Origin of the sequence: Nitratireductor sp. GISD-1A_MAKvit, assembly GCF_040819555.1 — a bacterium.
GTDB lineage: Bacteria > Pseudomonadota > Alphaproteobacteria > Rhizobiales > Rhizobiaceae > Nitratireductor.
This window is the reverse complement of sequence record NZ_CP161920.1, coordinates 2166263-2181092: the sequence shown is the minus strand read 5'-3', so window position 1 is coordinate 2181092 and position 14830 is coordinate 2166263. Positions and strand designations below refer to the sequence as shown.

7 protein-coding genes and 3 pseudogenes are annotated in these 14830 nt (G+C 59.1%); 4 read left to right on the top strand and 6 right to left on the bottom strand.

What is annotated here, in order from left to right:
- Positions 1-80: 80 nt before the first annotated feature.
- Positions 81-1245: pseudogene (locus AB2N04_RS11615) on the bottom strand (cysteine desulfurase family protein).
- A gap of 260 nt (positions 1246-1505) precedes the next feature.
- On the opposite strand from AB2N04_RS11615, the gene AB2N04_RS11610 reads away from it, so the two are divergent.
- Together AB2N04_RS11610 and tyrS are read left to right on the top strand one after the other, a co-directional pair.
- Positions 1506-2180, top strand: coding sequence for an alpha/beta hydrolase (locus AB2N04_RS11610; protein WP_367714651.1), 675 nt, complete (start codon positions 1506-1508; stop codon positions 2178-2180).
- Between the two features lie 63 nt (positions 2181-2243).
- Positions 2244-3497: a tyrosine--tRNA ligase gene (tyrS, locus tag AB2N04_RS11605; protein WP_367714650.1), complete on the top strand. Its 1254-nt coding sequence runs from the start codon at positions 2244-2246 to the stop codon at positions 3495-3497.
- A gap of 65 nt (positions 3498-3562) precedes the next feature.
- Here the strand turns inward: tyrS and AB2N04_RS11600 are convergent, their stop codons facing one another.
- Positions 3563-6793 (bottom strand): DUF3971 domain-containing protein, encoded by a 3231-nt coding sequence (locus tag AB2N04_RS11600; RefSeq protein WP_367718794.1) that lies wholly within the window; start codon positions 6791-6793, stop codon positions 3563-3565.
- 233 nt (positions 6794-7026) lie between these two features.
- Here AB2N04_RS11600 and AB2N04_RS11595 point away from each other — a divergent pair, with 233 nt between their 5' ends.
- Complete coding sequence (locus AB2N04_RS11595; RefSeq protein WP_367714649.1) at positions 7027-7506, top strand: peroxiredoxin; 480 nt, start codon at positions 7027-7029, stop codon at positions 7504-7506.
- A gap of 103 nt (positions 7507-7609) precedes the next feature.
- Positions 7610-8908 (top strand): peptidoglycan DD-metalloendopeptidase family protein, encoded by a 1299-nt coding sequence (locus tag AB2N04_RS11590; protein ID WP_367714648.1) that lies wholly within the window; start codon positions 7610-7612, stop codon positions 8906-8908.
- 57 nt (positions 8909-8965) lie between these two features.
- Here AB2N04_RS11590 and prfB read toward each other — a convergent pair.
- The 4 genes and pseudogenes from prfB to AB2N04_RS11570 form a co-directional block, all read right to left on the bottom strand.
- Positions 8966-10098: pseudogene (gene prfB, locus AB2N04_RS11585) on the bottom strand (peptide chain release factor 2).
- Positions 10099-10219: 121 nt separating this feature from the next.
- A pseudogene (locus tag AB2N04_RS11580) lies at positions 10220-12678 on the bottom strand (penicillin-binding protein 1A).
- A 321-nt stretch (positions 12679-12999) separates the two neighbouring features.
- Complete coding sequence (locus AB2N04_RS11575; RefSeq protein WP_367714647.1) at positions 13000-13899, bottom strand: N-acetylmuramoyl-L-alanine amidase; 900 nt, start codon at positions 13897-13899, stop codon at positions 13000-13002.
- Positions 13847-14188 carry an AMIN domain-containing protein gene (locus AB2N04_RS11570; RefSeq protein WP_367714646.1) on the bottom strand — a complete coding sequence of 114 codons (342 nt, stop codon included), beginning with the start codon at positions 14186-14188 and terminating at the stop codon, positions 13847-13849. The genes AB2N04_RS11575 and AB2N04_RS11570 overlap by 53 nt, the downstream gene beginning before the upstream one ends.
- Between the last annotated feature and the right edge of the window lie 642 nt (positions 14189-14830).

Genomic DNA, 14830 nt, shown 5'->3' with positions numbered 1-14830 from the left:
TTTCATCCGGTCACATATAAAATATGCTTCTTTTTCTCCATTTTATTCTTCATCAGTCTCATTTGTCACACGACACCGCATCAGGCAGCCTCGAAAGCCCCCTTGCGTCGCCGGGCGATATTGGCCAGTGCAGCGTCGAAAAGCGCCAGCTCGCTCTCACCGGTTGCTCGACCGATGGAGATCCTCAATGCACTTGCCTGGTCCCCAAGTCCCATGGCCTCCAGCACGTGGCTCGGCCCCACCCGGCCCCGACGAACAGGCCGAACCTGCCGAGAGCGCCACGCCCGCAAGGTCAAAAGCGATCTGCGCCGTTTCGGCCCTGGTTCCGGGTATCGAGAAAAAGCTCGTATTGCCGACACGCGGCGCCTCTCGCCCGTGGAAAACCGCATCGGGAACATGTCTGAGGACTGTTGCCTCAAAACGATCGCGCATGGCTGTCAGTGTGGACGCATGCCCGAGCGCGTCGAGCGCCTCTTCTGCGGCTGCGCCGAAGCCGGCAATGGCTGGCACATTCTCGGTACCCCCACGATGGCCCTTTTCCTGCCCACCGCCATCAATCAGCGGCTCAGGCATCATCAGATCCGCACTGCCAACAATGGCACCAGCCCCCTTGGGACCACCGATCTTGTGCGAGGAGAGAATGAAATAATCCGCGTATCCGGCTGTAATATCGAGCTTAATTCTTCCCGCAGCCTGAACGGCATCCAAAACGATGATGGCGCCGTGGGCCCTGGCTATTCTGCCGATTTCGGCAAGCGGCTGAATGACACCCGTCTCATTGTTGACCGCGTGGATGGCCACCAGTGCAACGCCCGCTTCCCGGTCGTGGCGGGAAAGCTGCATTTCAAGATCGTCCAGATCGATCCGACCGTCTGGACGGACGCCTGTCATCCTGACGGAACCGGCGCCAAAGCGCCCGCCCATCAATAGGCACGGATGGTCGGCCGCACTGACATAAACGGCGGAAGCCACGAGAGGCGCACGCCCCATCTTCCAGCGCGGGGTCAGCAATGTGGCAGCGGCCTCGGTCGCACCCGATGTGAACACCACATTTTCGGGCGAGCCGCCCACGAGCGACGCCACCGTCCGGCGAGCATCATCGACCACGCGCCGGCCAGCTCGCCCTTCAGTGTGCACCGATGAGGGATTCGCCGGCAGGGCCAGTGCATCGACCATTGCCGCGCGCGCACTCTCCAAAAGAGGCGCACTGGCGTTGTAGTCGAGATATGCACGCATTGCCGACATTGATTTTACGCTTTTCTCCGCGAATCCGACGCCTGCTTCACGCCTTATTGGCCAAACTTGGCCAGTATGACGTAATTTCCTTGAATTCGAAGGGCGAGCCGTCCTATCTACCCGGCTTGCCAACGTGATGCTGACAAGCGCGGCATCATTTTTGAACAATTCTAAACTAGCTTCTATGGAGGCGTCGGCGTCGCGTCAAGGGTTAAGGAACCAGGTTTCAGACCAAACCAAGTGCCGCGGCGCCCCAATGTGGAGTACTCATGCCTGAGGTCATTTTTGCCGGGCCTGCCGGACGTCTGGAAGGGCGGTATCAGCCGTCGAAGGAAAAGAATGCGCCGATCGCGCTCATTCTACATCCACATCCGCATTTCGGCGGCACGATGAACAACAAGATCGTTTACGATCTTTTCTACATGTTCCAGAACCGGGGCTTCACCACACTGCGTTTCAATTTCCGCGGTATCGGACGCAGCCAGGGCGCGTTCGACCATGGAACGGGCGAGCTGTCGGACGCGGCGGCAGCGCTCGACTGGGTTCAATCCCTGCATCCCGACTCGAAGAACTGCTGGATCGCCGGCTATTCCTTCGGCGCATGGATCGGCATGCAGCTTTTGATGCGTCGTCCGGAGATCGAGGGCTTCATGTCGATCTCGCCGCAGCCCAATCTTTATGATTTCTCATTCCTGGCCCCCTGCCCGTCTTCTGGGCTCATCATCCATGGCGACGCCGACAAGGTCGCACCGCCCGGAGATGTCCAGGGTCTGGTCGACAAGCTCCAGTCCCAGAAGGGCATCACAATCACCCAGAAGACAATGCCCGGCGTGAATCATTTTTATTCCGATCACACGGACGAGCTGATCGCCGAGTGCTCGGATTATCTCGATCGCCGTCTGCGTGGTGAACTGTCCGAGCCCCGTCCCAAACGCCTCAAATAGACTTTCCGGCGCTCCTCTTCCGAGGGGTGCCACCTGCCCCAGAGCCAAAGAGCACGAAAGACCATGACTGCCTTCAAATCCGATTTCCTGCGCACGCTCAGCGAACGCGGGTTCATTCACCAGACCTCGGACGATTCGGGTCTCGATGAACTCTTCCGGACGGAGACGGTCACGGCCTATATCGGCTTTGATCCCACCGCGCCCAGCCTTCACGCCGGCGGGCTGATCCAGATCATGATGCTGCACTGGCTGCAGCAGACTGGCCACAGGCCCGTGGCGCTGATGGGTGGCGGAACAGGCATGGTGGGCGATCCGTCTTTCAAGGACGAAGCGCGCAAGCTGATGACGCCGGAAACGATTGCCGAAAACATCGCCGGCATCAAGAAGGTGTTTGCCAATTACCTGACCTTCGGCGAGGGCCCACAGGACGCCCTGATGGTCAACAATGCGGATTGGCTGCTTGAAATCAACTATCTCGAATTCCTGCGCGATGTGGGCCGCCATTTCTCGGTCAATCGCATGCTGTCGTTCGATTCGGTGAAACTGAGGCTTGACCGGGAGCAGTCGCTGTCCTTCCTGGAGTTCAACTACATGATCCTCCAGGCATACGATTATGTGGAGCTGAACAGGCGGCTTGGCTGCCGCCTGCAGATGGGCGGCTCCGACCAGTGGGGCAACATTGTCAACGGGATCGATCTTGGTCACCGCATGGGCACGCCGCAACTCTACGCCCTCACCTCGCCGCTGCTGACCACCTCGTCCGGCGCGAAAATGGGCAAGAGTGCCGATGGCGCGGTATGGCTCAATCCCGAGATGCTCGGTGCCTACGATTTCTGGCAATACTGGCGCAACACCGAGGATGCTGATGTAGGCCGCTTTCTCAAACTGTACACGACCATGCCACTTGACGAGATCGCCCGCCTGGCAGCGCTGCAGGGGGCCGAGCTGAACGAAGCGAAGAAGATCCTCGCCACCGAGGTCACAGCGATGCTGCACGGTCGTGGCGCGGCCGAGGAAGCGGCGGAAACCGCTCGCAAAACCTTTGAAGAAGGCGCGCTTGCACAAAGCCTGCCGACGATCGAGGTCGAACGGTCGGCGCTCGAAGCAGGCATGGGCGTTCTCTCGCTCTTCGTCGATGCAGGGCTTGCGACGTCGAACGGCGAGGCGCGCCGGCATGTCAAGGGTGGCGCGGTGCGCCTGAACGACAGGCCCGTGAGCGATGAGCGGCAGACGGTCACGTTGTCCGACGTCACCGCAGAAGGCGTCGTGAAGCTTTCACTGGGCAAAAAGAAACATGTGCTTCTGCGTCCGGTCTAACACGCAGCCCCTTCGATCGTGAACATCAGACGTGCGTCCATCCGGACGCACGTTTTTTATTGCTTCTATCGAAACTCGAATATCTGTCGGAAAATGCCCGGCGCGATGGCGGAAATCGGATTGACCTCCATCTGAGGCTCGGAGAGCTTGCCATAAAGCCTGTATGTGATCCCGATCAATCCACGGTCGCGGCCATTGCCAAGAATCTCCCCGAACAGAGGGATTTCGCCAAAAATCCGGTTCAACCCATAGAGCGGCATGAAGGTGCCGGTGATCGCGATGTTGTCATCGGCATCGAAGAGCATTCCCTGAAACGTCGTGCCAATCAAAGGACCGCGCAAGACACCATCTTTCAGATCGAGCCGCCCCGGCGCCTTCAGCACAATCGCATTTCCGCGCTCAAATCGTATCCGGGCGCTGTCCACCTCACCATTGCTTTCTGTTGCGGCCACCAGTGAACGCAGGCGCGGTTCATCGACGATGTCGAAGTTTTCTGCCGAGACCCGACCGCTCAGAACGCCTTCATTGCCCTGGCTGAGGGAGACAGTCATCTGCCCCCCCTCCATGTTTTCGTAGAAATCCACGAACCTGACCACGCTGCCCGCATCAGACGTGTTGGCGGCAATACCCTTGGCATCGCGCCGAAGCGTCACATTGCCCCCCGAGGCTGTCGTGGCGCTCAGATCAAGCCTCCCGGTCTTTCCGGCATCCGCCGAATAGCTCAGCGCTACGCCGTGCAATACCGCACCACCGAAACCCGTGACACGTTCAATTTTCGCATCAAGCCGGACCCCGGCACCGATATCCCCGCCGTCGCCAGATGCTGCGCGCGCCTGCCCCGCCCCCAGATAATGCTTGATGACCGCACGTCCATCGACCGTAGCGCCGCGAACCGTCACATTGTATCGGTCGCCCTGCCGGTCGATCGCAACAGAAAAACTGTCGCCGCGGTTAAGCCGGGCCTTCTCGAACCGGGCGCTCGAAAGCCTGCCGGAAGAGAGCGTGAGGCGCCCGGTTGCCGAAAAGGATTTTCCTGAAAGCTGGAATTCGGTGAGCTCCATGGAGGAGGAACTTTCGGCCAGAACAAAGGAAGCCGTGGCCGGGATACCCGGTCCCTTGCTCCAGTTGATCCATGGAAGGGACAGGCGCGCGCGGTCCAGCTTGACCGAAAGAGCCTTTCGTCCATCGTTCAGTTCGGAATAGTCGACCTCTACCGGCCCTGCCAGAATGCCATCAAGCCCCGGCACAACCTTGCGACGCGCCTTGTCGTCCAGAGAGAGGGAGATTTTGCGAGACCGTTTGACCGACGACCTGCCAAACGGTTCGACAAGCTCGAGCTTTGCCGGGATGCCATTCAGCGTCGCTGAAGCGGATATGTCCGCCCGACCCGGCTCGACCATCAATACCCCCTTGGCTGCCGCCACCATCTGGCCATCGAACGACTTTGCAATGGACAGATTGTCGTATTCGAACGTCGCCTGCCAACCCAGGTCTTCTCGCGCAATTCCATCGCTGAGGGGAATATCAGCCTGGACATGACCAGAGACGTCACCGGTCACATCGTCGGGAGCCAGATCGATCTGGTCGGACACGTCGATCGGTTCATAGGACGCAAGCTCCACGATTGCAGGCGCCTTCCCCGAAACATCGATGTCGAGCTTTCCGATCCGGGGCTTGATGTGAGCATCGCGCACCGTCAGAGTGCCGTTGCTGGCCGCGACCCTGCGTCCACTCGGCATGTAAACGGTCCCGGCGTCGATCGCTATGTCGATGTCTGAGCCAGCAAACGAGATGCGGCCTGCGGCGTCACGCACCGGAGGAATACGCCCGGCGATGTCAAAGCGGGCATTGGCCACCTCGAAAGCCCCGCTCACCTCATCCCTGTCGAGCGGTTTTCCGTTGCCGAAACGACCCGGCGGTACCCGCAATCGCAGATTGCCTTCAACCACCCGCCCTCCGAACAGGTTTTCAAGCACCCATTCTCGAGCACCGGAAGCAGCAAACCAGGGCCAGAACTGTTTTACCTCGTGAGTGGGCATGCCTTCCGTGTAAACGGCAAGAGAAAGGCCGGGCGTCTTTCCGGCCTCAAAAGCGACGGCCGCACTGGCTGTGATCACTCCGGTCGTGGTGGCAATGCGTATCGTGTCGCCGATGATACGGCCGGTCCCGGTATCGATCCTGCCCGACCCCGCAGCGACAAACGGAACAGATGCCTCCGGTGAGTCAACGGGAGCGATGGTCGATTTGGCGCTTGCAAGATCGAAACGGTAAACGGCACCTTCGGAATCGGAAGACTCCTCAGGAGCAATACGCCCCTGGAAATCAAAGGCAGAGCGTCCCACCATGAGGTTGGCACGCCTGATGATCAGCATGCCCGCATCCCTGTCGACCCGGGCAAGAACACGCCCCGAGGCCGTCAGGACGCCATCGTCGCCAAGATCGAAAGGCGCCTTGTCCAGCGCCAGTTCGATCTCCAGTCTCCCCTGCCCGACTGTTGCTTCGCCGCCCTTCAGGGAAATATGAAAGGCAGAGAGAAACGAGCCGTGGCCACGGAGCTCGGTTTCGTTGCGCGCAGCTGAAAGCAAGCCCGGCTCTGCCGCACCAATCTCCACGTCGAGAGACTTGATCGGTCCGTTGCGCACGGGCCGCAGGGCAGCGCCGGTAAGCTCGATCTCTCTCCCGTCGAGAGCTGCAGTCGCGCGAAACTCAAGCTTTCCCGAAGGGGCCATGGATGCATTGATATCCACCGCAACGCTGCGCTGTGTCTCCCGATCAAGGACGATGGATACGTCGCGAAGCCGCAAATGGCGTGTTCCCACACGCTCCGTCAAAGCATAAATGCGTCGCAGGCCATCAAAAATACTGTTTTCGACCAGCGCAGGGTTCACGGGCTTTTGCCATTGCGCCACCGCGGCGACCTCGTTGGACTGTTGCGACAATGCTTCCAGTTGAACCGTGGCCCCAACGAGCTCGACATTGCCGACGTTTAGCTGTCCCTTGAAGAGCGGCAGCAGGCGGAAGCCAAACCGCAAAATGTCTGCGTCGATGAGGGTCTCATCGGTCGCAGCCCTCGCAATTTCGACATCGCTGAGCTCCAGAGCGATCAGGCTGCGATCATTGAGAACAAGGCGCAGAGCGCCGATTTCTGCCTCAACCTCATACCCGGCGAGCGAGGTCAATGCGCGTTGGGCAGCGTTGCGCAGGCGATCCTGACCAAAGGTTCCGGTCCCAACGACATTGAGCAGCAGCGCTGCAACCACCAGCAGTGCCGCAACCGATGCAACGCTCAACAGCACCCGCCGGAACCAGCGCAGGACACGAGTGTGCCTTAGCCCGGAGCGCGCCCCCCCACGCGATGAAGGATATGTTTCCAGCGCAGCGATGTCGCCGCGTCTGAACCTGACTTTTGTGCGTGAAGCCTCGTGCTGATCCACAACTGTTCCTGTCGATACCCCGCAGCCATGGACGAATCCACCGACATCATTATATCTCTGCAATCCATCGCCTATCCACAAACAGGGGAAAGAAAATGACAGAAGTCGCCATTGGGAACCCGGCTCCGGATTTTGTGCTTCCCGGTGACGGTGGCCGCGAGATCAGACTGGCTGACTTGCGTGGCCGGATCGTCGTTCTGTTTTTCTACCCCAAGAACGACACGAGCGGCTGCACCGCCGAAGCCATAGACTTTACCGCGCTCAAGCCCGAGTTCGATGCTCTGGGCGCGGTGGTGCTGGGCATGTCTCCTGACACGCCCAAAAGCCATGACAAGTTCAAGGCCAAGCATGCGCTCACGATTGACCTGGTTTCCGATCAGGAAAAGATTGCGCTGCACGACTACGGCGTGTGGGTTGAAAAAAGCATGTATGGGCGCAAATACATGGGCGTCGAGCGAACGACATTCCTTATCGACGCTGAGGGGAACGTCGCTGAAATCTGGCGAAAGGTTAAGGTCGCCGGGCATGCCCAGGCCGTTCTGGAGGCGGCCAGAAAGCTCAGGCTCGCCAGCTGATCGCTCTTTGGGCCACACAAAGGTTTCTCTGAAAATCTTTATTAACCCTAATCAAGTGTAATCAAAAACCAGTCCTGTCTCATGAACAGAAGTTCGGTTTTCGATGCACTCACAGCGATCTGCCGTATTCGGCAAACGGAAAGAGCCCCACACGATCATCATTGCGCGTGGCGATGAAATCCGGCACTTCACGGTGCGGCCGTGGATGGCGGCAATAGCGGGTTCAACCGTTGCCGCGCTTGCCATCGGCTATCTTCTGGCGACCTCCTATCTGGTTTTGCGCGATGATCTGATCGGGGCCGCAATGGCGAGGCAGGCGCGGCTGCAGCAGGCCTATGAAGACCGGATATCTGCCCTGCGTGCGCAGCTGGACCGGGTCACGAGCCGGCAATTGCTGGATCAGCAGTTCATGCAGGAGAAGGTCGGAGAACTGCTGGCACGGCAGGATCAGTTGACCAAACGCCAAAGCAGGCTGACACCCGTACTAAACAGCAAGGGCGCCGAAGATCTTCCAGGAAAGGCACCTGTTCCCAGTCCACGCCCGCGCGTAAAGGCCAGTGCCACCCCGGTCATCGACCCCACCCGCACCGGCAGCATCGCCGTGGCTTCCTTCGCACCATCGCATGATAGCAGCATTCCCTGGCCGCTACGCTCCCAGAGCAATCAACAGCCCGCCGTACTTTCTCCCGCAGACAAAGCCGATTATCTCTTTGTGAAACTCAACCGCGCGCTCGAATCCATCGAGACGGAGCAGATCGACAGCGTGCGGGTACTGGCGGAGAACGCATATCAGACAGCCGATGCAATAGCCGGTCCGCTGGAGGATGTCGGTCTCATGCATGCCTCCGTAGACCGCGAACAGAGTGTCGGCGGCCCGTTGCTGGCATCCACTTCGGCACTCGTTTTCGAAGATCATGTGCGGGAGCTCGACGAAGCACTCACACATCTGAACGAGGTCAAGTCGACTGCATTGCAGCTACCGCTTAAAAGCCCTGCCCCGGGCGCTTCCGTTTCCAGCCGGTTTGGCGCCCGCAAGGACCCTTTCCTTGGACGACTGGCGCATCATTCCGGCATAGACTTCAGGGCAGCACGTGGCACCCCGGTTCTGGCCACCGGTGCAGGAACGGTCATCAAGGCCGGCTGGAATGGCGGCTACGGGCGCATGGTTGAAATCGACCATGGAAACGGCCTGACCACCCGCTATGCGCATCTGAGCAAGATCAGCGTCACGAAGGGGACCAGGGTTGAGGCGGGTACCCCCCTGGGAAAAGTCGGTTCCAGCGGACGCTCCACCGGGCCGCATCTCCACTATGAAGTGCGCCGCTCCGGCAACGCGGTCAATCCGGCCCGCTTTCTGGCAGTGGGCAGGAAGATCGCCAAGTACCTCGACGCCAAGTCATAAGAAAACGGGCGGGTATCGCAACACCCGCCCGCATCGGAAAATCAGAGCCCTGTAATCTCAGGCAATATCCTCGACATCGCCCGTATCGGTCCCGTGAACACGCTGTGACAGTGCCGCCTCCATGAAGGCATCGAGTTTTCCGTCAAGCACGTCCTGAGGGCTGGTGCTCTCAACGCCGGTGCGCAGATCCTTCACCAGCTGATAAGGCTGAAGCACGTAGGAACGGATCTGATGTCCCCAGCCGATATCGGTCTTGGAGGCCTCTGTCGCGCTGGCTGCATCCTCACGCTTCTTGAGCTCCTCCTCGTAGAGCCGCGCACGAAGCATGTCCCAGGGCCGACGCACGGTTCTTGTGCTGGGAACGCTCTTTCTGGCACTGCACAACAATGCCCGATGGGATGTGAGTGATGCGAACGGCCGAATCCGTGGTGTTCACATGCTGTCCACCGGCACCCGATGCCCTGTAGGTGTCAATCCGAACATCCGAGTCGGGAATGTCGATGTCGATCGTATCGTCGATGACCGGATAAACCCAGGCACTTGCGAACGACGTGTGGCGGCGCGCATTGCTGTCGTATGGCGAAATGCGGACCAGGCGGTGAACGCCCGACTCCGTTTTCAGCCAGCCATATGCATTGCGGCCACGAATCTGCAGAGTGGCCGACTTGATGCCCGCCTCCTCGCCGTCGTGCAGCTCCATAACATCGACCTTCATGCCCCGGCGTTCCGCCCAACGCGTGTACATACGCAGAAGCATCTGCGCCCAGTCCTGGCTTTCCGTGCCACCGGCACCGGCGTGTATCTCGAGATAGGTGTCGTTGCCGTCAGCCTCACCGGACAGAAGCGATTCGACCTGACGTGCCGCAATCTGCTCGCTCAGGCCGCGCAGCGTCTCCTCGGCTTCTGCGACCACATCGCTGTCGCCTTCTTCTTCACCAAGCTCGATCAGCCCCACACTGTCTTCGAGCGATTGTGTGAGTTGGAGAACGCCATTGATGCTCTCGTCCAGCAACTGACGTTCGCGCATCAGTTTTTGCGCCTCCTGCGGATCGTTCCACAGATCGGCCTCTTCGGCGCGGGCATTGAGATAATCCAGTCTCTTTACAGCCTCATCCCAGTCAAAGATGCCTCCTCAGCAGGCTTATGGCCTGCTTGATTTCGTCGACAAGTTTTTCGGTTTCCGCACGCATTGCAGATCAACACCTCGAATATTGTGGTTGCGGTTTCAGAAGCTGCGCCCTGAATCGTGACGGAACATATGGAGCGTGTCCGCCCGTGTAAAGCAGACACTCTCCAACCAGTGAGTGAGGATCAGTAGAGACCACCGGCTCCGGAATTGACAGCCCGGTTGGCCTGCGGAGAGATCACGCGCTGCTGGCCCGCCCCTTCGAGATCTTCCATGCCGATGACCCAGTAGCTGTCGGCAGGTCCGGTGCCAGGCTTGAACGCCTCCATGATGACGCCGGGCTGGCCCGCCTGCGCACGCATCCCGGTCTTTCGGTCGATTGGAATGATGTTCATGCCTTCTGGGACCTGAAAATCCACCGGCCGCATGTTTTCCAGGGCTTTCGCCATGAACTCCTTGAAAACCGGTGCAGCAAGACCACCACCGGTGGAGCCACGTCCCATGGGCTTCGGAGTGTCGAAGCCCATGAAGACGCCAACCACCAGATCGGGCGTGTACCCAACAAACCAGGCATCCTTTTCATCATTGGTCGTGCCTGTCTTGCCCGCGATGGGGCGTCCGAGCTCGGAAACACTTACGGCAGTTCCGCGAGATACAACCCCCTGCATCATGGAAGTGATCTGATAGGCTGTCATCGGATCGAGGACCTGCTCCCTGTCATTGACGATTTCCGGCTCGTCCTGGCCCTTCCATTCGGTCGCGACACAGCCGATGCATTCACGGCGATCATGCTTGTAGACGGTCTTGCCGTAGCGATCCTGAATGCGGTCGACCAGAGAGGGAACAATCTGTTTCCCGCCATTTGCCATGACTGCATAGGCGGACACCATCCGCATCACCGTGGTTTCGCCGGAACCGAGTGACATGGCAAGAACCGGAAGCATCTTGTCGTAGATGCCAAAATGCTCGGCATAATCGGCAACCAGCTGCATGCCCATATCCTTGGCAAGTCGCACGGTCATAAGGTTCCTGGACCGCTCGATGCCTGCCCGCAGAGTTGACGGGCCTGCGGATTTGCCGCCGTAGTTCTTCGGCTCCCAGACATCATTGCCGACCTGGATCGAAATCGGCGCGTCGAGAACGACGGAGGGCCGGCGTGTACCCATTGTCGAGCGCAGCCGCATAGACGATGGGTTTGAAGGCTGATCCGGGCTGCCGATAGGCCTGGGTGGCACGGTTGAACTGCGAGCCCGAATAGGAAAAGCCGCCAACCATGGCCAGAACGCGCCCCGTGTGTGGATCCATGGCAACGAGCGCGCCTTCGATTTCGGGGACCTGGCGCAGTTTCCACGCGCGCTCGGTATCGGCTTTCTTTTCGACAAAGATCACATCGCCGGGCTTGAGAACGTCGGACTGCCTCGCGGCCTTGACGCGCTTGCCATCCACCACGTGGCGCATCGCCCATTTCATGTCGTCCAGCGCGATCGTGCCTGTTTCACGCTGATCGGACAATTCGCCGGACATCTTGCGTTCGGGCTTCAGTCCGATGGAAATCTTGCCATCTTCGGTGCCAAGGACAACCGCCAGCTTCCACTCGGGAACATCGCTCAGCCCCTGAACCTCAGCCAGCGGCACGCCCCAGTCGCCCGAAACATCGATCCGTGTGACCGGGCCCCGGTAACCACGCAATGTATCGTAGCGGATCAGGCCGTTCTGCAGGGCCTTGCGGGCGTAACGCTGCAATTGTGGATCCAGTGTCGTGCGAACCGACAGCCCCCCTTCGTAGAGAGCATCTTCCCCGTAGCGGGAAATGATGTCGCGCCGAACTTCCTCGGTGAAGTACTCGCCGGCGAACAGATATGTGCCCCGACGACGTGGTGAGACATTGAGATCCGTCGCCTTTGCCTTCGCGCCTTCCTCAGCGGAGGCGTAGCCGTTTGCGACCATCTGATCGATCACCCAGTTGCGACGCTCGATGGCACGCTCGGTATGACGAAACGGATGATAGTTGGAAGGGCCTTTTGGCAGGGCTGCCAGATAGGGCCGCCTCGGCAAGCGTCAGCTCATTCACCGACTTGTCGAAATAGGTGAGCGCGGCACCGGCAATGCCATAGGAGCCCATGCCGAAAAAGATCTCGTTCAGATAGAGTTCAAGAATGCGGTCCTTGGAATAGGCCTGCTCGATGCGGAACGAGAGAACCATTTCCTTGATCTTGCGCTGCATCGTCTGATCCGACGTCAGAAGGAAGTTCTTTGCCACCTGCTGCGTGATCGTCGATGCACCCACGGGTCGCCGGCCGGAGCCGAGATTCTGAATATTGGTTATCACCGCGCGCGCCAGACCGGTCACATCGACGCCCGGGTGATTGTAGAAATTCTTGTCCTCGGCGGAAAGGAAGGCGGCCTTCACTCGGTCGGGCACGGCCTGAATAGGCAGATAAAGGCGCCTCTCTCGGGCGAATTCGGCCATCAGCGCCCCATCGGAAGCGTGCACGCGCGTGGTCACCGGCGGCTCATATTTCGCGAGCACTTCGTAGTCAGGCAATTCCTTGGTGAGATCGCCTATGTAAAGCGCGATGCCCGCAGCCACCAGCAGCGCCAGCGCGATGCCGACGCCGAAGAAATAACCGATAAGTCTCAACATGACCGCTCCAATTCACGCCCTGTCTCGGTCCGCCCGGCAAATCGGAGACCCCTCAGCGCCGCGTTTCCCTGTCTTGCCATTCCACAAATGAGGGTTGCCAGAAGCCGCTGCGATGCAGCGATACAATCCGCCCATTGTACGTGTAAGCGATTCCATCATAACATTATTTTCAGACCGCCGCCTGCAACAGTCAGCAGAGGCTGAAAACCCGATGAATGCTCTTAATGTCTCAGTGTTGTGAGCAAAATGCGGCAATAGTCGAAACCGTTCCGCACCCTTTTGAAAACCCCAGCAGCGTTGCTCAGCTGCAACGGGTGTTGCTCAACCTCCCGCTCCGCCATTCGCCTTTGCAAAATAGCCAATCGCCCTGATAATCGCGTCCATCGTTCTGGAACGCCATGCGGCATCGCGAAGCTGTGCCTCGTCCTTCGGGTTCGAAAGATAACCGAGTTCCAGCAGCACGGACGGTATGTCGGGCGCTCGGAGAACGCGGAAGCCGGCATATCGATGCGGGTTCTTCACCATCTGTACCGTGCTGGACAGTTCACCGATCAGATTACGGGCGAAGCGGATCGAAAACGCGTGCGTTTCCCGCCGAATCAGGTCGACAAGAATATCCTCGACTTCATCCTGTTCGTCTTCCGGCACCTTGCCGGCAATGGCATCGGAAAGGTTTTCGCGCGCTGCCGTGGCCGCAGCCTCGGCATCCGAGGCCTTGTCCGAAACAGTGTAGATCGTTGCGCCACGCACACTTCTGATGGCGATCGCGTCGGCATGAACGGAGATGAACAGATCCGCCCCCTTCTCGCGGGCGATCCGCACTCGCTCATCGAGCCTGAGAAAACGGTCGTCCTCGCGGGTGAGCACCACCCTGTAGAGCCCCGTTTCTTCCAGTTTTTTCGCCAGCTCGAGCGAAAAAAGCAGCGTGATCTGCTTTTCTACGGTTCCATTCACCCCACGGGCGCCGCCGTCTGCACCGCCGTGTCCGGCATCCAGTGCAATGGTAAAGCGCCTGGGAGGCGGAGCAGTCGCGCCGCCTTCTCCAACCGGGTCTCGTCCTGTCATGCTGGCGCGCAGGGCACGCTCAAAGTCTTCCGTGGAGCTTGCCCGCAGTTCCACGATCAGCCGGTAGCCATCCGAGTTCTCGTTTGCCAGAACTTCGGCCGCCTCAACCGAGAAAGGGCCCGGTCGCACGCAGCATGAGACGCGCCCGTTTCGCATCAACGGCTCCATACTGAACCGCCTCCACGAGGCCACGAGGGCGCAATTCGAGCGGGTCGAACGAAAACTCCGTTGGAGGCAGATCAATCACCAGGCGGTTGGGATCACGCAGGAGAAACCACTTCAACTCCGGTTTTCGATCGAGCTGGATCACGATCCGCGTGTATTGAGCATCCCCTGCCATCTTGTAGTCATGCGCCCTGATCTCGGACGCAGCACCAGCCGCCATGGCGAACGCGACCTGCATCAAGTACAGGAACAATGTGATCAATGGCACGGGTCTGTGCAAAACCGCCTCTCTTCTCTGCGTAAAAAAATCGTCATCGAATCAACGCCGAACCGAACGCAAGAAAAGTGGCATTTTTTCTTCGAATCATCCGGAAGCACTCTGATTTTATGCGCTGTTGCGCGTAGCAGGGAAAATAAGCGATCCCTTGCGCGGCCACCCGGTTATGGAAATCAGGGTTGCCAATACAACTGTCAAATCATAAAAGCATCTTTGAATCATCGCGATATACGTCCTTGGTTTGAGTCCCTGCTGACAAACGGCGATGAGCAACGGGGCGAACCTTTTCCGCCGCCGCAAACCGAAACGGGCGGTGATTCAGAGGAATTTTTCAGGGCATTCTCCAGACACGAGAGCTCTGACAATGCAAACGGCCGGGCCTTAAGAAACGCCCGTGCCGGCTCGATACGAGCAAAAGCTGGCCCGTACCACCGGGCTTTGGTTGAAACGGTTAAGCCGGGCGATGGAATGGCTTCAGGCGCGATTGGAAATAGACACGGATTAAAACGCACTGCTCAAGCGGTGTTCCGGCCCAATTTTGCGCGCCTTTCAACGCCGGCGAACCTCAAATTATCCGGCACAGATTGTCAATTTGGCTTGCGGCGGTTCCCGTCCAGAAGGGCCCGACAATCATTCCCTGCCGGG

Coding starts and splice junctions, on each gene's coding strand:
- AB2N04_RS11610 (WP_367714651.1), top strand. CDS start 1,506: ATGCCTGAGGTCATTTTTGCCGGGCCTGCCGGACGTCTGGAAGGGCGG.
- tyrS (WP_367714650.1), top strand. CDS start 2,244: ATGACTGCCTTCAAATCCGATTTCCTGCGCACGCTCAGCGAACGCGGG.
- AB2N04_RS11595 (WP_367714649.1), top strand. CDS start 7,027: ATGACAGAAGTCGCCATTGGGAACCCGGCTCCGGATTTTGTGCTTCCC.
- AB2N04_RS11590 (WP_367714648.1), top strand. CDS start 7,610: ATGCACTCACAGCGATCTGCCGTATTCGGCAAACGGAAAGAGCCCCAC.
- AB2N04_RS11575 (WP_367714647.1), bottom strand. CDS start 13,899: ATGCGAAACGGGCGCGTCTCATGCTGCGTGCGACCGGGCCCTTTCTCG.